We start from the raw sequence: 23,745 nt of genomic DNA on the forward strand, positions 1-23,745 counted from the left end.
AAACGAATATCTATGAAACATCTTATCATCACCCTTGCGCTATCGTGGGGTACCCTGGCTGTGTTTGGACAAAAACAAGAACGCAGTCCACTCGCAAAAGATCTACAGATAAAAATTGCATTACAGGCAGCCCCGGCAGACCAACGCGAAGGCGCCAAAGTATTGGGTTATAACGAAAAAGGCGAGTTTATCACCTTACAGGAAGGCACCGCCACCAATAACCTGACCTGTCTTGCACCGGACTACAAATCTTCCGTTTTATATGCCTATGCCTATCCAAAAAGTTTGGATCCTTTTATGGCCCGCGGGCGCGAACTGATCGCCGAAGGCAAACGCAAGCAACGCGATGAAATCCGTGAAGCCGAACACAAAGCAGGCAAATTACCCATCCCGCAGACACCAACCATACTGTACGGCTATTGGGGACCATTGGCCAAACTGAACAACACAACCGGAGAAATCGAAGGTGCACAGCGGCGTTATGTGATCTATGTTCCTTATGCAAAAGCAGCCGATATCGGCTTGTCGAGCAAACCGGGTTTACCTGGAATTCCCTGGTTAATGGACGAGGGATCTTACAAAGCACACATCATGATTAACCCCGAAAATATGGGACATAGCCATGGAAAATAACGAACCAGCGTTGATAGGGCAAAGATCCATCCTATTCTTTGCCCTATTGACCTTATCTGCATCAACAACTACGTTCGCCGCTCCAACCACCAACACAAAACCGTTGACTGAACGCTCTTTTCAGGACGGCGATATCCGTGGCATAATCACAGAGAAAAGCACCGGCAAGGCACTCAAAGGAGCTACTGTACAAATCAGGGAGCTGGGTCTGTACGCCAAAACCGATGAAAACGGTCACTTTACGTTCGACCGCACTCCGAGCGGACAATACACTCTTGTTGTCAGCTACCTTGGGATGCTGACAGTAGAGCAGACCGTGACTGCCAGCAAACAGCCTATTGCAATAGCATTGGCCGAAAACTCCATTGCCCTGGCAGACGTTGTGGTCGTTGGTCAGGAAAACCGAAAAGAAGGTGCTACCTCGACCATCATCAACCGCAAGGCCATTGAACATATGCAGGCGACCAACCTGGGTGAAGTCCTACAGTTGCTACCCGGTGGAATGACAACGAATCCGAGTTTCACCAACGTCAATAAAACCGGCATACGGAATGTGGGCAATAGCAACCAGACCAACCGTTCTTCGGATTATATGAGCTCCCTGGGTACTTCGCTTATCATTAACGGGGCACCCACGTCCAACAATGCCAATTTGCAGTCTTTGGGTTCTGCGGCAATATTAAACGGTACTTCAGGATCCAGCGGTTCAATCGGCAGTTTTTCCACTTCCCAAGGTTTGGGTGCCGATATGCGACAGTACACAGCCGATAATGTCGAATCCGTTGAAGTCATCCGCGGCATTGCCGGGGTCGAATATGGCGACATGACCTCGGGCGCCATTATCGTGCAGACAAAAGCCGGAAAAGAAGACCTGCAGATCAAAGGTCGGATAAACCCGAAGCTTACCCAATTCTGGGCTGGTCAGGGTTTTGATCTCGGAAAAAACAAGGGAACTTTATTTGTCGACCTTGACTACACCCGGGCCAATGACAAGCAGACATCGGCCTATGCCGCCTATAACCGCGTAAACGGTTCAGCGCAGTACAGCAAAACCTTTGGTCAGGAAAAACCATTGTATACCAATACCTATTTCTCCTTTGGCAGCAACCTGGATAACGTCAAAATTGATCCCGATGCCAATGCTGTTCCGCAGCTCAACAAGTCGCAGGAATACAGCTACCGCTTTTCGACCAATGGAAAGTGGAAGGTCAATAAGGCCCTGGCCCGACAGTTAAACTATACGGTGTCATTGAATTATTCGCTTCAGAAATCATACATGGAAAATGCTGGAACTGCTGGTATTTCAGCTGTGGGAAGCTCGTATACCGATGGTACATTTGAAGCCCCCTATCTACCTGCAAGCTATATCAATAAAGCCTGGGTAGAGGGAAAACCGATCAATTTATTTGCCAAGATATCGGATGAGTTTTATGCCAAAACAGGCCTTTTCACACACCGCATCCTTGTCGGTACAGATTACCGCATGGATGCCAACAGTGGAAACGGAAAGACCTTTGACCCCAACTTCCCCTACCGCACCAATAACCTGAACGGATACCGTGCGCGGGCCTACAAAGATATACCCGCACTGAATCAGCTCGGTGCCTATGCCGAGGACCGTATGACGGCCCGATTTGGAAAGCGCGAACTGGCCATACAGGCCGGTGTGCGTATGGATCAGCTACAGCCTTTCAGCAGCGACGGCAAAACCGCCGTGTCGCCACGAATCAATGTGAGCTACGACCTCCTGCCCGCCTTTACCCTACGCGGAGGCTATGGCATCGCCACCAAGGCACCTACCTTGAACATGCTGTATCCCGAAAATGCCTATTTCGATGTTTTCAGTTTAAACTATTACAAGCAAGATCCCAAGGAAGCGCTAGCGCTCCTGACCACACGCGTCTATGAAACAGGCAACGATCAGCTTAAGCTGGCCAAATCCTATAAAAAAGAATTGGGTATCGACTGGAAAGTCGGCAGAGGTCAGCGTTTGAGCATTACCGCTTATCACGATAAGATCGACAATGCCTACGATTATATGACCACCTTAAACAGCTTGCAGTATGCGCTTATTCCGACGTATACCGTGCAGCAGGAAGTAGCGGGCGGAAAACCGATTTTGAGTGATGTTGTGACCAATACCCCTTATGTATTTACCTATGCCACACCTACCAACGGCAGGCAGATCATCAACAAGGGGGCCGAATTTGATTTTGATATGGGGCGCTTCGACGCTATCCGCACTTCTTTTCAGTTGACGGGGGCCTATCAGTCGACCAAATCAACGACCACCATACCTTATATCCTTGCACAGGAGGTGCCCAACAAAACGATGACACGCGTCGGTGTATTTGCGCCACGCGGGACCGACAGCGAGCGACTCATGACCACTTTAAGGGCCATACACCATATTCCCGAACTACGGTTTATCCTGACCCTGACAGCACAGACCATCTGGATCGATAAGGAGCGTAATGTCGACTACTCCAGCCTGCCGATCGGTTATATCCCTGTAGGATCCGACAAACCCATGGACATCGTCTATTTTTCAGAGGCAGAGCGCCAGCAGATCACCTCGGCCGACCGCGATATTTACCTCAGTCTCAGCGACGCAACCTTCCGCACCGAAAGCTGGAAACCACTTTGGCTGTTCAACATGAAATTGACCAAGGAGTTTGCCAAAAATATGGGCTTCTCGTTCTATGCCAACAACTTCATCAACAACAGACCGTTGGTACGGAGTACACGCAATCCCGAACAGTTCACAAAACGAAATATTGATATCTTTTTTGGAACCGAACTGTCTATTAAATTCTAAAAAAATGAAGAAAATCAATTGTTATCTCTACCTGGTTGCGTTGCTCTGTTTATTGAGTGGCTGCCGCAAAGATTTTGCGACGGTCAATACGCTTTCCTATACCCTGGCTGTCCACTACCCCAGCAATTATATTGAATCTTTTGCCGCGAATGCTACGGTAACCCTTAAAAACACATTTACAGGTCAACAGTCCCAATTGACCACCAATGCAAAGGGCGAAGTCGATCTGCAGGATATTATACCTGGTATCTACACCGTAACGGTAAGCCGGGAGGTGACCGAAGAGGAAAGCATCAGCATCAGTGGACGCCTGGGCAAAGCATTTTTGAATGCCTCCATCCCCTCCCTGCGTATTCAGGAATCCGGAAAGACAGACATTCAGCTGAGCGGCGGTGCCATCGGTGGATTTGTCATCAAGGAATTTTACTATACCGGTAGCCGCACCCCAAATAATTCGTCTTATTTATACGATGGTTTTGTAGAAATCTACAACAACTCGACCGACACCCTATACGCCGGCGGAATCTCCTTCGGAGCGACAAAAGCGGGTTCAACGCTAGCCACCAAATTTATCGACGACCAGCAAAACGTATACCTTGCCTCCCTATGGACCATTCCGGGTACCGCAGGTGTAGATCACCCTGTAGCGCCGGGCAAATCCATTGTCATTGCTGTCGACGGAATTAATCATAAGACAGATCCAAAAGGCAATCCCAATGCACCCACAGATTTAGGGGCTGGAATAGCCGATTTTGAGACCTATTTTAATCCGCCCGGAAATTCCAACGATACAGACTCGCCAGATGTACCCAACGTAACGCTGATCTATAGTTCATCGTTGACTGTTTTTGACTGGTTACCTGGCGTCAACGGCTCTGGACTTGTTATCCTTTCGCCCGACGACTATGCCAGCTACGAAACTGTTACCGAACCCGGAGCAACTGCTTCAACACGTTATGTGAAAGTTGCCGCAGACAAAGTTATCGACGGCGTGGATTGCGTTGCCAACAGCACCATTACACTCGACAAAAAGCGTTTGCCGCTCACGATTGATGCTGGAGTAGCCTTTGTTGGCGGCGGAGCCGGCACCGGAAAATCGGTTATCCGGAAAGTAAGGGAAGAAATCAATGGCATCAAAGTACTGATGGACACCAACAATTCCTCCAGCGACTTTACGATAAACGATACCCCTAGTCCCAAAAGTTATTCCAAATAAGCAGGCGCATCATGAACATAAAATATATTTTTTCCCTGGCATTTACAGCCTCTTTCATGCAGCTGCAAGCACAGGAAAATCCGAATATCAGCTACTCCAAAGAAAAGGAAAGCCTGCTGAAAGTCAAAACCAGCGCTTTACTGGGGGAGCTTGACCTACCGGCTGTGGGAAACACCACCTTAGGCTACTTCTATGAAGGCGGAGATTTTAGACATCCATTTACAGGCAAATCGAAACAGGGACTCAATTTTTCGACAGAGAAATTTCAGCGTTCCGGCGACTGGACGCTCTATGGTCGCTTTGACTTTACCACATTGAAAGAGAAGGAGCTGGCCTATGCATCCCTTGTGAATCCATTTACTGACAATCCCTATCAGCTAGTCGACTCACTAAAGGGCGACTGGAATAAGCAGTTTTATACAATGGACCTCAAAGTAGCGAGCCCCAGCTTTGCCGGTGGCCGCATGCGTGCCGGTCTCGACCTCTCCTATCAGGTCGCTACGGGAGCGCGACAAATGGACCCACGTTCCCTGGATACAGAAAATAAAATCCAGCTAGCACCGAATATTTCCTACAAAATCAGCAAGCGGCATCAGCTTGGGCTCGCAGCCATTTATAATTATCAGAAAAATGATCTGAATCTGGTACGTGCCAACGGAAGTCAACAGTACAATGTCTATAAACTCCTAGGTCTGGCCGAATACCTCGGGGCATCACCTTTCATTATGACGGCAGATATGGACCGCAGCTATCTTGCGCATGCGTATGGCAGCGAACTCAGCTTTCGTTATACCGCCGATCAGTTCAGCTGGTTGCTGTCCGGAAGCTACCTTCGTCATGAGGAAAAGGCCACCGACGGCAGCACCTATCCGATGAAAGCTGGCAAACATCAATACGATCAGTACACGGTATTATCGGCCATTGATTTAAAACGTGGCGATTACAACCATCACTTCAATTTAAACCTGCTGTATTGTGATATTTCCAATACCGAATACCAGCAATTGCAGCGCACGGACGACCGCAGTTATGAAACTATTTTTGAAGGCAGCTTGAATACGGCACTACGCAGCCAGGCTTCTTTGGGGTATATATTGGCCAAAGAAACCAGCGCCTACCGCTCAGACTGGTTTGCCAAGGCCACTGTAAGTTATTCCGGCTGGGACAACCGCTATGCCCTACCGCAGGGAAAAGAAATCGTCGATCGCATGGATATTGGCATCCGCTTTAACAAAGCCCTGTCGCGCTGGGTCTTTGATGTGGCATCCAACTACAATTTTGGCGTAAAAAACGAATGGAGTTATACAGATAAAAACTATTCGAGCAATTTTGTTGCAAACAGCATTGCCTTGCCTATCTACCAGTATTTAACACGCGATCGGGTAGTCAATGCCCTGAGCATACAATACCGGCTTGCCAACTTCGGAAAGAAAAGCAATCAACTTTATCTGAAGGGATCGGGCAGCCTAGAAACAGCGCTGTCTACATCTGGTGGATATGGTGACAACGGAAAATCCCGTTACTCGGCTAGCTTATCCTTAGGCCTACTGACGTTCTAATGGAGATCTTCAGCAAGATTACCTAAAAAACCTTCTTATTGCGGAGCCCAAGTCTAGTGCTCCGCAATTTTAATGTATTCACCTAGACGATTGAAGAACTTAAATTATTTGAGCGGTCAATTGAAGGAATTAAATTATTCGGGACAGCAAATTGAATAAAAAAAAACATATTTATGTCAAAAATCCCTCTATTTATCTTAAAAAAACCTTCAATTTTCAATAAAAATTAGTAATATCGCTTAATAAAATTAATTAACACGGACCTCGTGTTGTTTTTATTAAGATAATCAGTTGAATTTCAAAAAAAAAGCAGAAATCTTCATAAAAATCCATCTACAGAGAATACATAATCTGGACATCAACATAATTAAAAGATATGCTGACCAGATAAACAAAGAAAAACAACATCATTATAAAATAATCCTGAGCATATAATACAATCAATTAAATTCCATACGGAATTCTGCAATTAATATGGGAAAAATCACAAATATGGCCTTAGCTGAATGGATGTCCATTCGGATCTTAGAAATTCTTGACAAGACTTCAATGACATTAGCCGGCTTGGCTAATTTTAGCGAGATCCCTGAAAGCCGACTTCAGAGCTACTGCAACAAAAATTCGACGATCTCTGTGGAAGCTGTAGCACAGCTCTGCGATTCGCTGTCAATTCCGATGGCCCATTTTTTTGATGAATCAATGCCATTAAGGATAGCTACGGGTGCCCACAGTAATTTCGGCCGATTTAGGATCAAATTCTTTCCCCTAGGCAAAAAGTTGTTTACAGACGAGGTCACGGACAAAAATCAACTCCAAACGACGCGAAAACTAGATCATCGTTATCAGCGGGAATCTGTCATGCGTCTGATTTTCGACTCGGATTATTTTCAGGATCCCCGCACCATTGAACAGATTATCACTGCTGTTGAAAAAGCCTATCAGATTACTTTTAAGACTGAACGCATTACTTCACTACTCCGCAAATATGTGGCAGAAGGTTATCTGGAGCGGAAAGTCCTACCCCGTGGCTTTAGCCGTTCACGACAGTATACCTACTGCAGAACTTCAAACAAACGACAGATTGCCGCGAAAGAGGAAATCGCTGTAATCGAACGAACACACGTTTTGATCAGATAATTTTAAGCCTCCCCAATATCCAGGGCCGCAGAAATTTGCTAAATCCCACATTAGGGACCTTCGGTCGCTGATAGAAAAGATGCCTTGAAACCTCTTATGGCCAAGAGATTAAGAACAACCCCTTCGTCACGTCGTAATGTCCGGATGGTAATGGTGCATAGTTTATCCTGAAGATCTGCCGAAATGTATTTCAGGTCAGCAATATGCCGGCTAAGGTAATTGATCAGTTCAGTGCGTTTGGTGAGCACCTGAGCCGAAACAGAAAAGGTCAGTAAGTAATATTTCATATTCCGTATAAGTTTTTTAATAATTGCGCATTCCGAAATTAAAGCTAGATTTTTCCTATTATCTGCCCTATGTTCGCTAAACTGTCGTAAATATAAAAACTTCTGACCATTATATAATAATAGTCAGAAGTTAAAAAGTGTTATTATCTCCATTAATGTCCACCCTGCAGTACCATACCGCTTAGTGAATGGGTATCTCCATCGAAGTAAATTAGGTTTCCAATCCTTTAGCAGTTTGGATTTTATGCATATTAAATTTACATTTGACACATCTACTGCAATAGAATACTAACAAATTTGAACAATTACCAGGCTATATCGGATATTGAACTGCTTCATCTTGCCGCAAAGGATGATCAGACCGCTTTCGCTGAATTGTTTAACCGCTACAAAGTTTCGATCTTCCAGCATGCCTTTTTATTTTATCAGGATTATGATAAAGTCGCCTTTTTGCGCATCTGCCCGTAGGCTCCGGTATGGACAGCCATGGTAAGCGAGACACCGATTACAGCCCAGAATAATTTGTTCTTTTTCATCATACGATTAAGTTGGAAAGTTTATAATTCACCTACTTAATAGACAGGTAAGTGAGCTCCGTGTCTCAGATTTTTTTTGTATAATGAATATTAATAATTTATTAATATTCATAAAACGCTCAGGTTTAATTGCCTATTTACATTTGGTCTTTGCTTAACTATAATGGCTAATTGTGAATTGAAAACGCTTTCGGATCAGGAACTGGTAGAATTGGTCCAAATGAAAGATAATAAAGCAGCATTTTCCGAACTTTATAACCGCTATTGGGAACCTTTGATCAATCATGCCGGTAAAAGGACGGGCTCCCTGGCTATTGCCGAGGAAATCGTGCAAGGTGTTTTTGTCGATTTTTATTTGCGGCGGAAGGAGATCACGTTCAGCCATTCCCTTGCGGCTTATTTAAAGACGGCGATTAAATTTCAGGTCTTTAAATTCTATCGGGCGCAACAAGTCCAGGATAAATATATCCAAACCGCGGCCCACATCGGGTATAACGCTCCGATTCAGCCCGACAATATACTTGAAGCCAAGCAAATCCACGCGGAGATTATCCAGATCACCGAAAAAATGCCCGCAACCTGCAAAGAGGTTTTTCTATTGAGCCGTTTCGAAAAACGTTCCAATCAGGATATCGCCGACCAGCTCAACATTTCAGTGGCTATGGTCCGCAAGCACATCACCAAATCCATGAAGATCATGCGCACGGAAATCAAAGAACATCAAATGGATATTTTCTACCTGGTACTGCTGCTGTATACGCACAAAAATTAGGGAAAATTATTTTTTTTCACATTTCCATTCCCGCTTTTGCAGACTTCGGGTACTCCTTAGTATAAAGCACAGGAAATGGACGATCAACAGCTACTTGATATACTCGCTAAATACGAAGCCGGAACAATAACGGAGGACGAGCTCCAGCTTCTTGAAGAATGGTACGCTTCCTTTGAAGCTAATCCAGATCTCATCGACAATTTAAGCGCCGAAGAGCGTGTATTCCACAAAAAGCAACTGCAGGAAAAGATCTTTGATCAGATCGACGCGGAGACATCCGCATCCGCCAACCTACCAAAGAAGCGATTTTTCCTCCTTCCAGGCCCTAGGCTATGGCAAGCAGCGGCATCCCTCGTATTCCTTTGTGCCGTCTCGTTTTACATCTTCAAGAAGCAGTCTGAGCAATTGCTGATCCCTGCCCCAAAGCAAAGCAACAGCATTCATCCCGCTACGGATAAAGCCATCTTAACCCTCGGAAACGGCGAAAAAATCATGTTGGATGAGTCAAAAAATGGCGAACTCAGTACCGAAGGAAACATTCATATCAACAAACTGAAATCCGGTAATCTGGTTTATACGGCTGGCAAGAACGTCGAGAAGGTCCATGTCAATACTCTTGTTACGCCACGGGGTGGCCGATACCAATTGACATTGGCCGACGGAACCCAGGTCTGGCTCAATGCACAATCGTCGATCAGCTACCCTTCAGCCTTCCGGGGTTCTTCGCGCGAGGTGACCATCAGCGGAGAGGTGTATTTTGAAGTAGCACACAATGCGGCCATGCCTTTCCGGGTACGCTCGGAAAATCAACTGATCGAAGTACTGGGAACTCATTTTAACGTCAATACCTACAAGGCCAAATCGAAGACCAAAACAACGCTCCTGAGCGGTTCCATCGCCTTGACCAATGCCCATCAGCGCATCATTCTCAAGCCCGGTGAACAGGGTATAGTGGCTGGAGAGTCCATGTCCATCAAAAATGTGGACCCCGCGGAAGTCATCGCCTGGAAAGAGGGCTACTTTGACTTTACAGATGCCGATATCGGTAGCGTTGTGGACGAACTGGGCCGCTGGTACAATGTGGACATCCACTATCAGGGTACCGCAACAAGCGAAACCTTTACAGGAAGGATCCCGCGGTCCTGGTCTTTTGAAAAAGTACTGAATTTATTAAAAACGTTTAAAAGCATCAACGTAGAGATGCAAGGAAGGAGGCTTATCGTAGAAACAAAATAACCTAGAACTGCCATAGGTGACTGTCCAAGGACAGACCTGCTATAAAATTATACCGCATGCCCAATTCCAAAAAAAGCCAATAGTGGTCGCAACACTACTGGCCAATAGCCGGAATAGGCAAATGAATTTCTCGATCCAATTAACACATATTTCAGCTTAACAAATGTATAAAAAAAATACAAAAATACTATTGAAAATGAAGCTAAGCACCTTCATGACACTTTTTGGCATGCTACAGATCAGCTTCGGAGCAATAGGACAAAACATCAGTCTCTCCGAGAAGAACAGCTCCCTGGCCAAAGTATTCAAAAAAATAAGTACACAGACGGGTTATGGATTTCTGGTCGAAGGCAGCCTGCTGCGCATGGCCCGCCCCGTTACCATTGAAACCAGCAATACCGACATCAGGCTTGTACTGGCAGAAATTTTCAAAAACCAACCGCTCAGCTTTGTGCTAAAGGACCAGTCTGTGATTGTTTCGGCAAAAAAAATCGCCGCTATCCCGGTTCCGCTATCCGGAAGCATGGGCAACAGCACCATCCAACAACAGGGAAATATCAGCGGACGAATCATCAATGAAAATGGTGAAGCCCTTGCTGATGCAAGCATTACACTGCTCCAAGGTAGCCAATCGTTAAAAAGTAAAGCCGATGGCAGTTACAGCCTGAACCTCGCCCCTGGAACCTATACCATCGAAGTGAGTTACATTTCCCATCAGACAAAACGGATCACCGACATCGTGGTGCAGTCCGGGAAGCAGACCAATCTCAACATCGTTTTAAAGAGCGTGGTTAAAAGCCTGGAGCAGGTGGTGGTGACGGGAAGCTATAAACAGGAAAGTGTGGCTTCCTTATATGCCAAACAGAAAAATGAAGCCACCATCTCCAACGGTATCAGCCGCGAACAAATATCCGTTTTACCGGATAAAAACGTTGGTGAGACCCTGAAACGCATCTCCGGTGTCAGTACCAACGACAACCGGCGGGTGGTGATCCGCGGTATTGCCGAGCGTTACAACCTGGCCATGATGGATGGTGCTACCCTCCCCAGTACAGACGTGCAGGTGCGGGACTTCGAATTTGATATTGTCCCCAGCAACCTCATCGACAATGTCATTATCCACAAAACCTCGTCGCCCGATCTGAGCTTTGGTTTTGGCGGTGGACTGGTACAGATCAATACCCTGGCCATTCCAGTGAAAAACTTCACCTCCTTTTCGGTGGGAAGCAAATACATCAATGGCTCAACTGGGAAAGATTTCCTGGGCTATGGCCGCGGTGGCTTAGATTACCTGGCCTTTGACGATGGCACGCGGGGCAATTTCCCACGGGATTTGACCGTTTTCAACGGAATCAATTACGACCCTGCCAACCCCTATAAACTCGTGCCTGAAGGCGTAACGCCTTTCACTCCGGAAATGATCGCTGCACAGAACAAACGGATCGGCGGACTGGAACGCCTCGGTACCCGAAAATATACGGCACTACCCGGACAAAACTACCAGTTCAGCCTGGGGCGGAGTTATACCAGCACAAAAGGTATCTTTGGATTTGTAGGCTCGCTCAGTTACCGCAATGAGCAGTCTATTGATCATATCTCCAATTTTGAACGCGGCAGCTGGCAAAAAACAGACGGGGCAACTTTCGATATCAGCACCGGCAAAGAAATCCATCCGACGACCTCAACACAGTATAACTTTAATTCAAGCTTAGGCGCTTTGATCAACCTGGGCTGGAACAGCAAAAACCACAAGATAACCTCGCGGAATTTCTATTCCCGGATGTTCAACAATCAGTTTTCGGTGATCGAAGGCTGGGGAAATGATATCGGCCACGATTCGAGGCCAGCTATCCGGGAGTATGACCGTCCCAAATTTATCGACATGCTGCAGAATAAGCTGGATGGCGAGCATCGGTTCGGCAGGTTCAAGTTCGAATGGAATATTGCCCGCAACCAGCTGAACAACCGCGAGAAAGATGCAACCGAAGCCTGGCTCGCTCCTATCGGCCTGCTAAATGACACCATTTATAATGTGGTCCCGTCACACTACGCCAATGCCGGTGACGGAACATTTACACGCTCCGAATACCATTATACAGAGACAAACAAAATTGCTGAAGGTGCATTGAGCTACCAGACGAATTGGCTCGGTCAAAAGCAGACCCTGAAGGCGGGATACCAATTTATGGATCGGCATGGCTTATTCGAATGGGTTTCACTGCCCATCGTTTCGGTTGGTGCCAATAATTTTACCCCCGTGAATACCTGGTCGAAATATCTTGAGTTTACAGATCCCTTACACGGCATGTTTTATTATCCGGCGGCATTCTCTGTTAGTGCCTATGAAGGGAAAAATATAAATCAGGCGGTTTATGGCATGCTCGACAACCGCTTCAACTCGTGGATCCGACTGGTCTGGGGCGTACGTGCCGAATACTTCAAATATAAAAGCCTGCAAAACGGCGATAATGACCTGCAGATGGACGCCAGAACCATTGCCATGCGCAAGCAACGGTTTGTTGATCCCAAAACAGGGAAACTGGTGGGCATGACGGCAGATCCCGAAACCGAGGAGAAAACCTGGCGCTACCTGCCATCGGCCAGTCTGACTTTGACCCCCATACAGGATTTCAATATCCGCATGGCCTATTCACAGTCCGTAGTCCGTCCGGCGTTGATTGAAAACTCCAAGATGGTGCGTCAGGACCCTGCATTGGGCGGTGCTTACCGTCGGAATGAAGGCGTGCTCTCGACCTTAATTGACCACTATGACATGCGTTTCGAATGGTACCCTTCCATTGCGGAAGTTATTTCAATTGGGTTTTTCTACAAATATTTTCAGAACCCGATCGAATTGTACCGGCAGATGATGGATTCGTCGCACCGCATCTACGTGACCACCAATAACTCGGAATGGGCCAAAGTAAAGGGACTGGAGTTTGATATCCGCAAAAACCTGGGCTTTATAGCTCCTGGTTCCCTGCTGGAGGATTTCAATTTCAGCGGAAACATGACACTTCAAAGCTCCGAAGTGCAGTCGGCTGAATTCATGGCAAAGGGCATGGGTACCGATAAATATGGAAATACCTTTGAATACCGTGAAAAGCAATTCCTGAAAAACAAGCGCCCGCTTTATGGACAGATACCCGTTGTCTATAATGCGGCCTTACAGTATGCCGGAGACCGCTTAGGGGCCAACATAGCGTTTAACCACATGGGTTATAAAACCTTTATGACAGCCATGAGCGAAGATTTGATCGAATACGAGCGCCCGCGCAATCAGCTGGACGCACAGCTGAGCTACAAATTGCTGAAAAACAAAAACCTGGATCTTAAACTGAACCTGAGCAACCTATTGAACAGTCCGTTCCGCTTTTATGTGAACAGACCCGAAACGTTCAAAGTACAGGATCGCTGGAAAGGCCTGTCGAACTCCGAATGGCCAACGCAGGAATGGAACGAGATCTACGAATGGAAGTTTGGTTTTTCCCAAAAATATGAGGAAGGTTATTACGAGACCTCCGAAGACGGAACCAAAAAGATGCGCATAGGCGACAAAGAAACTTTTAACCGGAAAGTGGGCAGTTCCTTTAGCCTTTCCGTCGGATATACCTTTTAAATCAACCGTTATGAAAACAAAAATAATCTTAACAGCCACGGCGATCTCCTTTTTTCTGCTATCCACCTTCCTTTCGTGCGATAAAGGTGGCGACGAACTGCTCTATCATTCCAATGTGCATATGATCAATTTAAGTGGTTATAATAACAGCAATGAGGAACTTATTTTGCAACTGGATACCTTTAGCGCTACGGTAACACCAGCCTTTAGCCGTATCTCGTTCGGTGCCAACTATAATTTCAATGACCCCGCCAAGCAGCGTTTAAAATTTACCATGAAGTCCAAAGCGACCGATAAAATTCTGCTGGAAAGGGAAATCAAAGCCAACGATACGGCGGCCGTGACTGATCTCAATGTTATTTACATGGACGGAAAAGTAGCCGATTTTCCAAAAGTACCGGCACCTGTGGAGGGCAAAGTACAGTTGATCTATATGCTCCAGTCCAATGTATTAAATTACCGGGAACCTGTGGATATTGTATTTGGAAAATACTATTTCACCCCCAAAGTGTTTGAAGAGGTCATACGGATCAAAAATCTAAAACCCAACACCTTCTCCCAACCGATCGTATTTGATCCCTTCCCCTTAGGCATCCAGGATTACAAGGGCGAAAAGACCTCGGTGCTATTTCGGGCCTATATCTATAAAGCTGGGACCGATATTCCCTATACCGAAGGATCTTCCTTTGAATTTAGCCAGCTTACCTCTGGTGCTCCTGTCCCTTCACCCACAAAAGCCATTTCCAAGTTGTTTATCATCAATGAAGCGCCCATTAATAATATGATGCGGTTTAATAAGGTTTTAGAATTATAATTTATGAAAAATTTGTCAACGAAGCTATATTCCCTAGCCACTGCGCTGCTGCTGATCGGCTTTCCCTTCCTTTTCAGTGCCTGCAATAAGGACGATATTGAGGTAGAACGCGCGATGCATATTCTGATCAATGGCTATAATGGTGGTGACCATCCTTTGCAGGTCGCGATTGATACCACCGTATTTGATCATAAAAATGGTGCTTTTATCATCCAGCCCCAGAGCAATATCCATTTTGCAACGGCGTTTAGCTACAAAATACCCAAAAAGAGATTGGTTACTTTGACCGATACCGAGACCAAGAAAGTGGTTTACAGTGCCGAATTGCCTGAAAACACCATCAGAGTCAATTTTAACTACGTTTATTTTGATGGAAAGGTGCAGGAAGTGAACCCACCCGCTGCTGACCCCAATGTCAATAAACTGGGCTTTTATATTTATGATAAAAGTATTGATTTCCCCATTGATATTTCATTGCAGAAGATCAATGCAACTACGGGTGATGTCCGTAAGGAGTATATCGCAAAAAATGTGCTTCCCGGAAGATGGGTGTATGTCGACTATCTACCACTCAAGGATTTTGACAAAAGCGCCGATCTGCGGAGCGCTACGGTTAATTTTACCAAGGCCAATACGGACAGTGAATGGGCTTTTGATAGCGATGAAACAAAAAGTAAACTGGGTGCTGAAGGTTTCTTTTTACCGAAATTGAACGATAAAGGAAAGGTTCAACCCTATTTTATTGCACCAAAAGTACCGAATCAAACATTCAGCAGACTTTTCTTCTATTTGGATTAGGGTCGTAAAAAAAGGAAGCAGGGTTGTCCTGCTTCCTTTCCCTTAACCCAATTTCCGCCAAAAATTGAGAAAACCGTCGCATGCCGTATACTCCAGATCAAAATTACAGGGAATCTCTTCCCAACCGCTCCAATAGGAAACCACACGGGTACCAATAGGCAATAGCGCAAGCCGATTCCTCAGACACTCGGTATACGCATGATAAAGTTCTGGATCAGGCAGTATCGAATAATCAATTGGACTTGATGTATCTATATTTTCATAAAAGGAGTTATAGAAATAGAACGCGTCATAGTCGGAAAAACAGATCTCGTCAATATTGGCATGAATAAACGCTACATTCTGCACCTGATGTTTCTCGGCCAATCCATTGGAAAGCTTCACCAGTGATTCGCGCTGTTCCACACCATAAAACATTCCATTGGTACACGAAGCTCCTACAAGACAGAATTTTCCTGCTCCGGCACCAATATCCAGCACTTTGTCCATCGGAGATTCAACCAGGTACTCTGCGGCCATTTTTGCGACATGAACAGGTGTCCAGTGACGTTCAGCCAATTTTTTTATTTTGGGCGGGTATATATCATTAAATAAACTGTCATCAACATCAATATTCGATCGAAGAGCTTTAAAAATCATTCGTTTTCACTTATTTAATCTTTCGTACTGCATGTACAAACCATTGAAAATAAAACCCCTAGATCATTGCCATCCGAACAACAATATGCGGGGCAAAAATAAGGTCTAGTAATGCGCTAAGGTAAGGGTTTAAAAATAGAAAGGCAAAAGAGTTGAGCATTAATCCAACGAGATAAACTTTCTAATGCTCATCATATAACCCAAATGCAGACCTTCATGAAAGTTATTCCATTCGAAAGCATCGTAAATGGAAGTGAGATGGAAGCCCGTTCCTGTTGTGCGTTCCTGATAGGTCACAAACTTTTTGTTGTTAAAATCACGGATGGTCGGTTCAATCTGATCGAGGAGCAATCTTTTCAGCAGATCTGCTTCCTGCTGCGATACCGCTGCTGAAGGCCTTGTCCCGGACTGGTAGCTATTGAAGATTTCATCAGGGATATGTCCCTTTACCTCAGATCCGATATAAATTAATTTATGCTGTGTGGCAATGATATGGCCGATATTCCAGATCAAGTTGTTACTGAAGCCATCAGGAATGCGATTGAGCTGTTCCAAAGAATAGTTTTCAAAGAACTTGAGGTAAGCCATCCGGCTCGTTTTCCATGCGCGAAAGAGTGATTCCATGTCTTATTAACTGTCTGTGTTTTGTACACAAAAATAAGCTGAATCTTTAAAACTGTCAAAGCTTATTTACGGCAATCGGATGCTATACACAAATTTCCCCCGAGGGGACCAGAAGTTGCTGATTCTTTTTTTGTTGAACTTTTTGATTTGAGTATTGTTCATTTTAAAAGGAAATGGTTCAATTCTTAAAGAAGAACGTATGAAAGCACAAATCGGACTCGTTATCACAGCAGTTGCCGGAGCAGCACTGCTCGTTTACAGACGCTGGAAACAGCGTTCTGTACAGGAATCAACAGAAAAAACAGATCGCAAAGAGACGGGCAATCTAACGAACCCACCTTCTTGGTACCGCCCGCTTAAAATGCCCGAAATCGACAGCATGGATATTGTATCATTGCAATATGCCCCCGTCAGGATATCGCCCGACAGAAATGATGCGGCGCAAGGAATCAACAAACACATTTCGTATTACCATAAAGGCAATAGACATCAATAAGGTAGTGATACGAAAACAGTTGCAAGTTGGCGATCTCTACAGTTGAAAAAGTGCCTAAGGATAGCATACTGCGCTGGAAAGCGATAGTAAACTATGCACTGTTCTCTGTGGTTCAGTCAGATCAAAAATACGCGCCCTGCTATCTTTTGCACTGATTATTTCCTCAGCAGGGATTTATACGGGTTTTTAATTTAGACATTCCAAAATTCGCTTCAATCTCAGAATTATAGATTATTTTGGGGACACCTTAATTAATATGGGAGTTTAAAATATATGAGAAAAAATGCTTCCGGCATCGACAATTCAAAGCAACGTATTGAAAACAAGAACAATGATCTAGATCTTTATCTAAAAGCATTGAATTCTGCCTATTCGGGTATTATAATTACAGACAATCTGCAGTATGATAATCCCATCATTTATTGCAATAAAGCTTTCGAAACCATCAGTGGTTATGCCCATGACGAAATTATTGGCCACAACTGCCGATTTTTACAGGCTCAGGACCGTTCGCAAGCCGAACGTAGTATGATCAAAGAATCTATTGAGCGCGGCGAAGAATGTAAGATTGAAATTCGAAATTATCGTAAGGATGGAACGCTTTTTTGGAACGAACTTTTTATTTCACCAGTGAAGAATGATGAAGGTCAGGTAACTCATTTTATTGGTGTTCAAAATGACATCAGTGATCGAAAAAAAGCGGAGCATGATCTTCGGGAAGAGAAGTCCCATGTGGAGCTCAAAATACAGCAAAGAACCAAAGAACTGCAAGATAAAGAAAGTTTTCTGTCCAGTATAATTGAAACAGTACGAGAAAGTCTCTTGGTGCTAGATTCCAATTACATCGTCCTGAGCGCCAATAGACATTTTTTAAACTCGTTTAAAGTCACCACAGAAGAAACGGTAGGAAATTTATTATTTGACCTCGGTAATCAGCAGTGGGATATTTCTTCTTTAAAAGAGATGCTCACTCGGATACTGCCCACCAATAACCCGGTTATCGATTATGAGGTAGATCATATCTTTCCTCATATTGGTCGAAAAGTCATGCTGCTAAATGCTTATCGTATTGAATTCGAGGGCCAGTACAAAGACCGGATCCTGATCGCCATTGAAGATATTACAGAAAAGAAGGAGCAGGATCGGCGTAAAGATGATTTCCTGTCCATTGCGAGCCACGAACTTAAGACTCCGCTCACAACAATCAAAGGTCTCTTCCAGATCTTGCAGCGATTGAGTGCCGAAAACATCGATCCGAAATATGTCTCAACTTTAGATAAAATCACAGCTTATATCGATCGCTTGAATCTGTTGATTTCAAAACTCTTAGATACGTCTAAGATTCAATCTGGCAATCTTGAATTGCACATGGACCCTTTTGAGATCGATAAGACCATTCAAGATGCCGTTGAAAGCATGCGATTGGCGGCACCAGATTCTGACATCCACCTTACAGGAAATACAGGTAGTATCGTCGAGGGCGACGAGTTACAGATTATCCAAGTGCTGAACAATCTGCTATCGAATGCTATTAAATATTCACCCGAGTCGAAAAAAGTTGAAGTTAGTATCCACAGGGTAGCCAACTTTGTTAAAATCTCCGTCCGTGATTATGGTATGGGCATAAACTATCAGGATAGACTAAAAATTTTCGAACGATTTTTTCGCGTCAGCCATATACAGAAAAAGTTTCCGGGTTTAGGCATTGGGCTCTATGTTTCGCATGAGATTATCTTACACCACAAAGGAACACTGTGGGTCGAAAGCGAGCCAGGAGAAGGATCCACATTTAATTTTACGTTACCCATTGTAATCAACAAATAAAAAATATGCAGCCTAAAAAGATAATGATCTGTGATGACGACCGAGGGATACTCGAAATGCTGGAGCTATTTTTAGAACTAGAAGGATATAATGTCATATGCGAAATAAATAGCACACACCTGACAAAGCAATTAATTTCGCATAAGCCGGACCTCTTGCTGCTAGACCTCTGGATGCCCATAATTTCTGGTGACCAGCTGATTAAAATTATCCGCAGTACACCCGAAATTAAAGAAATTCCTATCATTGTCCTATCAGCAAGCGTCGATGGGCCTGAAATAGCAGGGAACTTAGGCGCAAATGGCTTTATCGCCAAACCCTTTGATTTAACCGATATCACAGATAAAATTAATAGCATACTGAAAAACTAGTCGGCAAGTACACGCTCACTAGGCACACATAAAAGCACTTTTTAAAGAAAAAGTGCTTTTATACAGCTGATGTGATCATCCTTAGACAAACGCTTACGCTTGGCCCAATTTATCCACGAGAAGTAATAGATCGTCCAGTTCAAATGGTTTAGCCAAAAAAGCGTCAGCTCCGCATTCAGATGCAATCTGCTTTCCACGTGAACTTGCAGACATCATAATCACCGGAATATTTTGATGTTTTTCCGAACTTCGGAGTTCCAGAAGGATATCGTCTCCTGACAACCATGGCATTTCAATATCCAATAGTATAATATCAGGGTCAATTTCTTCGACAGATGCGATAAGTTCTCTGCTTTTTGACACTAAATAAACTTCACTAAATTCATTCTTTAGAGCCAGCTCCAAAACGTTAAGGATGGCGGCATCATCATCACAAACAACAATTTTCTTTTTCATTTTTTGATTGTTTAAAAACACTGCAATGATTGAAAAATATGGTCTTGTGGGAGATTTAAAATATAGACCTAAGCTGGGCAGATAGTTGGTTACCAAACCGTTTATATAATCTTTCTTTGAGATTTTACAAGATAGACAATTTATTGGATAAAAGTCTACGCTCCTTTCTTTAAGATACTAAATGCATACGATCGGGTTCTGGTACATCTTTGAAGACGACTGAAAATGAAGTACCGACATCTAATTCGCTTTCTACGTGAATAGCTGCGTTGAGCTTACTCGCAATTTGTTTAACAATGGAAAGGCCAACTCCCGAACCCTCAAAGCCTTCTGTATTGGACATTCGGCTAAAGATTTCAAAAATTTTGTCACCATCCTTCAAATCAATTCCGATTCCATTATCCTTGATATCATACCGAACCTTATTTCCTTGCCGCATGCTCTTAACGGACACTTGCGGGTTTTGCCTCTTGCTGCTGTATTTTATGGCATTGCCAACAAGGTTCAGAAATAATTGATAGATCAATGTTCTCTCGCCCAAAACAGGCAGTGTTTCGCCCATTATAAATTCTAAATGCGGGACCTTGTATTGCTGTTTGCAATTTTCAACGATATTGACAATCTTGGACTGTGGATTAATTGGTTCGAACACAAAGTCTACATGATTTACCTTTGACATTTGGTAGACTTTATCCATCATATCCCGCATCAGCTGCGTCCCCTCCAAGATATTTTTCATTGACTTTGCAAGCAGTTCGCCAGAGATGTCTTTTTTGTGGAGCAACATTTGTGCAGTGAGCTGTATTGTCGTCAGCGGATTTTTAAGATCATGGGTCAGCGTATAGCCAAACGTATCAAGCGCATTATTAGAGCGTACCAGTTTCTTGTTCAATTCATCAATCTCTCCCCCACGCTGTGCTACCGCTTGCTGAATAATCTGTGTAATATTTTCAATAAAAGCGAGTTCAGAAGATTGCCATTTTTCGGCTTTGCCTTTTGTAATTTTTTTCCATGCCTCGAAAGAAGAACGTGGCGAAGGAAAGGTAATCTTTCTATCTTCGTCAACCTGCATCACTTTTTCCGGCTTCCCTGCCCAGGTCTCTTCGATCAGGCGTTCTTTCCTAAAAACATATAAGTACCAGTTATTTGCTGGCAGAATACTGATGCGTAGCACACCGGGATACATTTCAACATCTTCGGAAGGACCATCGCACTTAAATCTATCTGTCGCAAAAAACTCTGCAGTAGCTATTTTTTTATCAATTTCTCGGAGCATTTTTTTATCAGGCACCTCACCCACCATCATGATCGCGCGATCACGTTTAATAATTAGCCCCTGCCCATTCATTACCTCCATAATACGCACGGCATACTTTTCCAACACGTCATACAAGTCGCGCTTGACCAACAAATCACTTTTTAGATCATGCTTCAGCTGCGATAGATTTTTCTGAACTTTTACCTGTTTCTTCTGAAAATCTGCCAGATAATTGTTTACAGCGTATTGTGTAAGAAAGGTACATAGATGGCGCTGTGAAAGATCTACATGCATTGGCTCCCGATTCTGACAGGCTACAAGCCCCCAGAGCTCATCGTCCACGATAATGCTAAAACTTGCACTCGCCTTTACGCCTGCATTTTTAAGGTATTCTAAATGCATGGGTGAAAGCGCCCGAAGGCTGCAGCGTGTAAGATCGAGATCATCGGCACTCCGCCCCATCAGCGGAATCGCTTCCGCACTAACATCCGCCGTATGGCGGGCATGAAAAATACGGTAAAGCTCGCGCGCCTGTGCCGGAATATCGAATTCCGGATAACGGTAATTCATCAACGATTCCAGATCAGCACTCTTGCTCTCTGCAATAACTTGTCCACTATTATCTTCCAAAAAGCGATACACCATCACTCGATCATAGTGAATAATGTCCTTAATCAATTCAGTCAATGCCTGCCAGCAAGAGTTGCCGCTGCTTCGGTCATCTAAATGCTTCGCATAATAATATAATTTGGTCGTTTTGACAGCGAGAGGATTGCAGGCCTCTATTTCAAGATAAATTTTGCCATCATACTTATAGAGACTTAAAAAATAATCGTTTTGAAGGATAGTCACCCGATCGGCATACCTGGCAAACATGCTGTCGGAAACAGCTTGGTTAATGTTCTCTCCACGAAGTTCAAATGAAGGAACTATCCGATGAAGAACATCATCTACAGTCATGCCAAGCATTGCGGAGTATTCTTCACCTGCAATAGCTGCACAGTTTTCGCTTACCCCGATACACTTATCGTCTTCGAAGATAAATAAATACCCAAAAGACTGTATATTTCCACACAGGTGAATTTTTTCCTCATGACAATTGATTTCACGCATAAAGCTACTGATATATTAAATAAAAATATGGTAAAATCAACAGTCCTGTCCTCCATCAACGCTATCATATGGTTACTAATTTACTAAAATAATCTGACCTATCGAAACTTGCGTCTTTCACTTTGAAATCTGAGTAAAAACGAACTGTATATTTCCTTAGCGCGTTCCGCTTACCATATTCAGCTGGCAATAGTCATTGCCTGTGATTTTCCACTTTAGCCCCCAGTGATGCAGGTCAAGGATAATCTTCAACAGTTCCCTACCTTTTTCTGTTGGGATATAGCGAATCTGAGGCGGTATTGTATTTTCAATATCTTCGGTAACGACAAGCGCTTCTTCTTTCAGCTCCTTTAAACGTTTGCTCAGTACCTGATCGGAAAGTGTTGGAAACATTTTTTTTAACGTACTGAATTGCGATACGTCCTCTGCAATACAATATAAAATCTGCATTTTCCAACGCAATGATATTTGCAGCAATACTTCATTCACATCGCATGCCTGTGCCAAAGTTTGCAGATTTTCCGTGTTGGTCGATTGTTCTTTTCGGGGTGTTGCCATTTTAAATCATCAATTTCTAGCCACTCACTTCAGGATGAGTTATTGTACCAACAAAAGCTTGCCTATACCTTTGTCAGGTATTAAAAAACAGTATAAAATTATAAAAAAATGAAACAACTGAGAACTTTATTTCTGCTACTCCTGCTATTAGGCGGTATGTTATCCGGTTACGCTCAAAACCAAGAGCGCCGTCCGACCTATGTGCTAGTGCATGGCGCCTGGCATGGCGGCTGGTGCTGGCAGGCCGTCGCACAGAGGCTAACTGATGCACACAACAAGGTCTACGCCCCTACGCTGACAGGACTTGGCGAGCGCAAACATCTGATCGATCCGTCGGTCGATATTGACACCCATATCCAGGACATTGTCAACCTGATCGAGATGGAAGATTTGCATGATGTGTATCTCGTGGGGCACAGCTATGCCGGTGCTGTGATTGCCGGAGTGGCCGATCGCATTCCGTCACGATTGCACAAATTGATTTTTCTCGACGCTATGATTATTGAAGATGGACAGAGCCCCATTTCGTTGCAACCCAAGACTGTGCAAGAAGTTCAGCTCAAAAACATTCAGCGGAAAGAAAATTTCGCTCCTTTTGATGTTGCTTTGTTTGGTGTTACAGCGCCTAGCATGGTCTCTTGGGTCAAGGATAGGCTCAGCCCCCAGCCCTTTGGCACATTCGCGCAACAGCTGCACCTAAAAAATCCCTATGGAAATGGATTACCCTTAGTCTATATCGCATGCACGAATCCGCAACTGCCCATTATGAAGGAGATGAGTGAGAAGGTGCGAAGCGACCACAAGCTCAACTGGCACTATCGAGAGATTGCTACAGGGCATGATGCCATGCTCACAGAACCGAAAAAATTGGCCGATATGCTTATGGCGCTCGTCGATTGAATTTTGATTGATTGCCAAGAAAATAGACTTGGCAATCAATCAAACTAAGCAAGCGCTGCGAAAGCCTTTTGGCCTTCAATA

At 44.3% G+C, this 23,745-nt stretch carries 20 protein-coding genes; 14 read left to right on the forward strand and 6 right to left on the reverse strand.

Going from position 1 to position 23,745, the window contains the following annotated elements; translation table 11 throughout:
- Window positions 1–12 precede the first annotated feature (12 nt).
- The 5 genes from HS960_RS09320 to HS960_RS09340 all read left to right on the forward strand — a co-directional run bounded on the left by HS960_RS09320 (window position 13) and on the right by HS960_RS09340 (window position 7,363).
- Window positions 13–633, forward strand: coding sequence for a hypothetical protein (locus HS960_RS09320; protein ID WP_182332271.1), 621 nt, complete (start codon window positions 13–15; stop codon window positions 631–633).
- Entirely contained in the window at window positions 623–3,451 is a 2,829-nt protein-coding gene (locus tag HS960_RS09325; RefSeq protein ID WP_182332273.1) for a TonB-dependent receptor, read from the forward strand. The genes HS960_RS09320 and HS960_RS09325 overlap by 11 nt, the downstream gene beginning before the upstream one ends.
- A 4-nt stretch (window positions 3,452–3,455) precedes the next feature.
- Window positions 3,456–4,667 carry a DUF4876 domain-containing protein gene (locus HS960_RS09330; RefSeq protein WP_182332275.1) on the forward strand — a complete coding sequence of 404 codons (1,212 nt, stop codon included), beginning with the start codon at window positions 3,456–3,458 and terminating at the stop codon, window positions 4,665–4,667.
- A gap of 11 nt (window positions 4,668–4,678) precedes the next feature.
- On the forward strand, window positions 4,679–6,226 hold the full coding sequence (locus HS960_RS09335; protein ID WP_182332277.1) for a DUF6850 family outer membrane beta-barrel protein: 1,548 nt from the start codon (window positions 4,679–4,681) through the stop codon (window positions 6,224–6,226).
- Between the two features lie 474 nt (window positions 6,227–6,700).
- Complete coding sequence (locus tag HS960_RS09340; protein WP_182332279.1) at window positions 6,701–7,363, forward strand: hypothetical protein; 663 nt, start codon at window positions 6,701–6,703, stop codon at window positions 7,361–7,363.
- 50 nt (window positions 7,364–7,413) lie between these two features.
- Here the strand turns inward: HS960_RS09340 and HS960_RS09345 are convergent, their stop codons facing one another.
- Window positions 7,414–7,650 carry a hypothetical protein gene (locus HS960_RS09345; RefSeq protein WP_046676052.1) on the reverse strand — a complete coding sequence of 79 codons (237 nt, stop codon included), beginning with the start codon at window positions 7,648–7,650 and terminating at the stop codon, window positions 7,414–7,416.
- 699 nt (window positions 7,651–8,349) lie between these two features.
- On the opposite strand from HS960_RS09345, the gene HS960_RS09350 reads away from it, so the two are divergent.
- The 5 genes from HS960_RS09350 (at window position 8,350) to HS960_RS09370 (ending at window position 15,425) form a co-directional block, all read left to right on the forward strand.
- Window positions 8,350–8,958 carry an RNA polymerase sigma factor gene (locus HS960_RS09350; RefSeq protein ID WP_182332281.1) on the forward strand — a complete coding sequence of 203 codons (609 nt, stop codon included), beginning with the start codon at window positions 8,350–8,352 and terminating at the stop codon, window positions 8,956–8,958.
- A gap of 492 nt (window positions 8,959–9,450) precedes the next feature.
- Window positions 9,451–10,194 (forward strand): FecR family protein, encoded by a 744-nt coding sequence (locus HS960_RS09355; protein WP_182332283.1) that lies wholly within the window; start codon window positions 9,451–9,453, stop codon window positions 10,192–10,194.
- Window positions 10,195–10,390: 196 nt separating this feature from the next.
- Window positions 10,391–13,813 carry a TonB-dependent receptor gene (locus HS960_RS09360; protein WP_182332285.1) on the forward strand — a complete coding sequence of 1,141 codons (3,423 nt, stop codon included), beginning with the start codon at window positions 10,391–10,393 and terminating at the stop codon, window positions 13,811–13,813.
- A gap of 10 nt (window positions 13,814–13,823) precedes the next feature.
- The gene (locus HS960_RS09365; protein WP_153847754.1) at window positions 13,824–14,627 is read left to right on the forward strand and encodes a hypothetical protein; all 804 of its coding nucleotides are present in this window, start codon (window positions 13,824–13,826) and stop codon (window positions 14,625–14,627) included.
- A 3-nt stretch (window positions 14,628–14,630) separates the two neighbouring features.
- Complete coding sequence (locus HS960_RS09370) at window positions 14,631–15,425, forward strand: hypothetical protein (RefSeq protein ID WP_182332287.1); 795 nt, start codon at window positions 14,631–14,633, stop codon at window positions 15,423–15,425.
- Between the two features lie 42 nt (window positions 15,426–15,467).
- Here the strand turns inward: HS960_RS09370 and HS960_RS09375 are convergent, their stop codons facing one another.
- Window positions 15,468–16,064 (reverse strand): methyltransferase domain-containing protein, encoded by a 597-nt coding sequence (locus HS960_RS09375; RefSeq protein ID WP_153847756.1) that lies wholly within the window; start codon window positions 16,062–16,064, stop codon window positions 15,468–15,470.
- 159 nt (window positions 16,065–16,223) lie between these two features.
- Window positions 16,224–16,688: a DinB family protein gene (locus tag HS960_RS09380; RefSeq protein WP_153847757.1), complete on the reverse strand. Its 465-nt coding sequence runs from the start codon at window positions 16,686–16,688 to the stop codon at window positions 16,224–16,226.
- Window positions 16,689–16,887: 199 nt separating this feature from the next.
- Here HS960_RS09380 and HS960_RS09385 point away from each other — a divergent pair, with 199 nt between their 5' ends.
- The 3 genes from HS960_RS09385 to HS960_RS09395 all read left to right on the forward strand — a co-directional run bounded on the left by HS960_RS09385 (window position 16,888) and on the right by HS960_RS09395 (window position 19,379).
- Window positions 16,888–17,184, forward strand: coding sequence for a hypothetical protein (locus tag HS960_RS09385; protein WP_153847758.1), 297 nt, complete (start codon window positions 16,888–16,890; stop codon window positions 17,182–17,184).
- A 273-nt stretch (window positions 17,185–17,457) separates the two neighbouring features.
- A complete protein-coding gene (locus HS960_RS09390; protein ID WP_182332289.1) occupies window positions 17,458–19,008 on the forward strand; it encodes a PAS domain-containing sensor histidine kinase in 1,551 nt (516 codons plus the stop codon).
- Window positions 19,009–19,013: 5 nt separating this feature from the next.
- Window positions 19,014–19,379 carry a response regulator gene (locus tag HS960_RS09395; RefSeq protein ID WP_182332291.1) on the forward strand — a complete coding sequence of 122 codons (366 nt, stop codon included), beginning with the start codon at window positions 19,014–19,016 and terminating at the stop codon, window positions 19,377–19,379.
- Window positions 19,380–19,472: 93 nt separating this feature from the next.
- Here HS960_RS09395 and HS960_RS09400 read toward each other — a convergent pair whose 3' ends face one another.
- From HS960_RS09400 to HS960_RS09410, 3 genes are all read right to left on the reverse strand, one after another.
- Window positions 19,473–19,835, reverse strand: a complete 363-nt coding sequence (locus HS960_RS09400) for a response regulator transcription factor (protein WP_182332293.1) — start codon at window positions 19,833–19,835, stop codon at window positions 19,473–19,475.
- A gap of 169 nt (window positions 19,836–20,004) precedes the next feature.
- Window positions 20,005–22,206: an ATP-binding protein gene (locus HS960_RS09405; RefSeq protein WP_182332295.1), complete on the reverse strand. Its 2,202-nt coding sequence runs from the start codon at window positions 22,204–22,206 to the stop codon at window positions 20,005–20,007.
- 156 nt (window positions 22,207–22,362) lie between these two features.
- Window positions 22,363–22,764 (reverse strand): winged helix-turn-helix transcriptional regulator, encoded by a 402-nt coding sequence (locus HS960_RS09410; protein ID WP_182332297.1) that lies wholly within the window; start codon window positions 22,762–22,764, stop codon window positions 22,363–22,365.
- 108 nt (window positions 22,765–22,872) lie between these two features.
- Between HS960_RS09410 and HS960_RS09415 the strand changes: the two genes are divergently transcribed.
- Window positions 22,873–23,664, forward strand: a complete 792-nt coding sequence (locus HS960_RS09415; RefSeq protein ID WP_182332299.1) for an alpha/beta hydrolase — start codon at window positions 22,873–22,875, stop codon at window positions 23,662–23,664.
- Window positions 23,665–23,745 lie beyond the last annotated feature (81 nt).

The organism is Sphingobacterium paramultivorum, assembly GCF_014109745.1.
In the GTDB taxonomy this organism is placed as follows: Bacteria; Bacteroidota; Bacteroidia; order Sphingobacteriales; family Sphingobacteriaceae; genus Sphingobacterium; species Sphingobacterium paramultivorum.

Coding starts and splice junctions, on each gene's coding strand:
- HS960_RS09320 (WP_182332271.1), top strand. CDS start 13: ATGAAACATCTTATCATCACCCTTGCGCTATCGTGGGGTACCCTGGCT.
- HS960_RS09325 (WP_182332273.1), top strand. CDS start 623: ATGGAAAATAACGAACCAGCGTTGATAGGGCAAAGATCCATCCTATTC.
- HS960_RS09330 (WP_182332275.1), top strand. CDS start 3,456: ATGAAGAAAATCAATTGTTATCTCTACCTGGTTGCGTTGCTCTGTTTA.
- HS960_RS09335 (WP_182332277.1), top strand. CDS start 4,679: ATGAACATAAAATATATTTTTTCCCTGGCATTTACAGCCTCTTTCATG.
- HS960_RS09340 (WP_182332279.1), top strand. CDS start 6,701: ATGGGAAAAATCACAAATATGGCCTTAGCTGAATGGATGTCCATTCGG.
- HS960_RS09345 (WP_046676052.1), bottom strand. CDS start 7,650: ATGAAATATTACTTACTGACCTTTTCTGTTTCGGCTCAGGTGCTCACC.
- HS960_RS09350 (WP_182332281.1), top strand. CDS start 8,350: ATGGCTAATTGTGAATTGAAAACGCTTTCGGATCAGGAACTGGTAGAA.
- HS960_RS09355 (WP_182332283.1), top strand. CDS start 9,451: ATGTTGGATGAGTCAAAAAATGGCGAACTCAGTACCGAAGGAAACATT.
- HS960_RS09360 (WP_182332285.1), top strand. CDS start 10,391: ATGAAGCTAAGCACCTTCATGACACTTTTTGGCATGCTACAGATCAGC.
- HS960_RS09365 (WP_153847754.1), top strand. CDS start 13,824: ATGAAAACAAAAATAATCTTAACAGCCACGGCGATCTCCTTTTTTCTG.
- HS960_RS09370 (WP_182332287.1), top strand. CDS start 14,631: ATGAAAAATTTGTCAACGAAGCTATATTCCCTAGCCACTGCGCTGCTG.
- HS960_RS09375 (WP_153847756.1), bottom strand. CDS start 16,064: ATGATTTTTAAAGCTCTTCGATCGAATATTGATGTTGATGACAGTTTA.
- HS960_RS09380 (WP_153847757.1), bottom strand. CDS start 16,688: ATGGAATCACTCTTTCGCGCATGGAAAACGAGCCGGATGGCTTACCTC.
- HS960_RS09385 (WP_153847758.1), top strand. CDS start 16,888: ATGAAAGCACAAATCGGACTCGTTATCACAGCAGTTGCCGGAGCAGCA.
- HS960_RS09390 (WP_182332289.1), top strand. CDS start 17,458: ATGAGAAAAAATGCTTCCGGCATCGACAATTCAAAGCAACGTATTGAA.
- HS960_RS09395 (WP_182332291.1), top strand. CDS start 19,014: ATGCAGCCTAAAAAGATAATGATCTGTGATGACGACCGAGGGATACTC.
- HS960_RS09400 (WP_182332293.1), bottom strand. CDS start 19,835: ATGAAAAAGAAAATTGTTGTTTGTGATGATGATGCCGCCATCCTTAAC.
- HS960_RS09405 (WP_182332295.1), bottom strand. CDS start 22,206: ATGCGTGAAATCAATTGTCATGAGGAAAAAATTCACCTGTGTGGAAAT.
- HS960_RS09410 (WP_182332297.1), bottom strand. CDS start 22,764: ATGGCAACACCCCGAAAAGAACAATCGACCAACACGGAAAATCTGCAA.
- HS960_RS09415 (WP_182332299.1), top strand. CDS start 22,873: ATGAAACAACTGAGAACTTTATTTCTGCTACTCCTGCTATTAGGCGGT.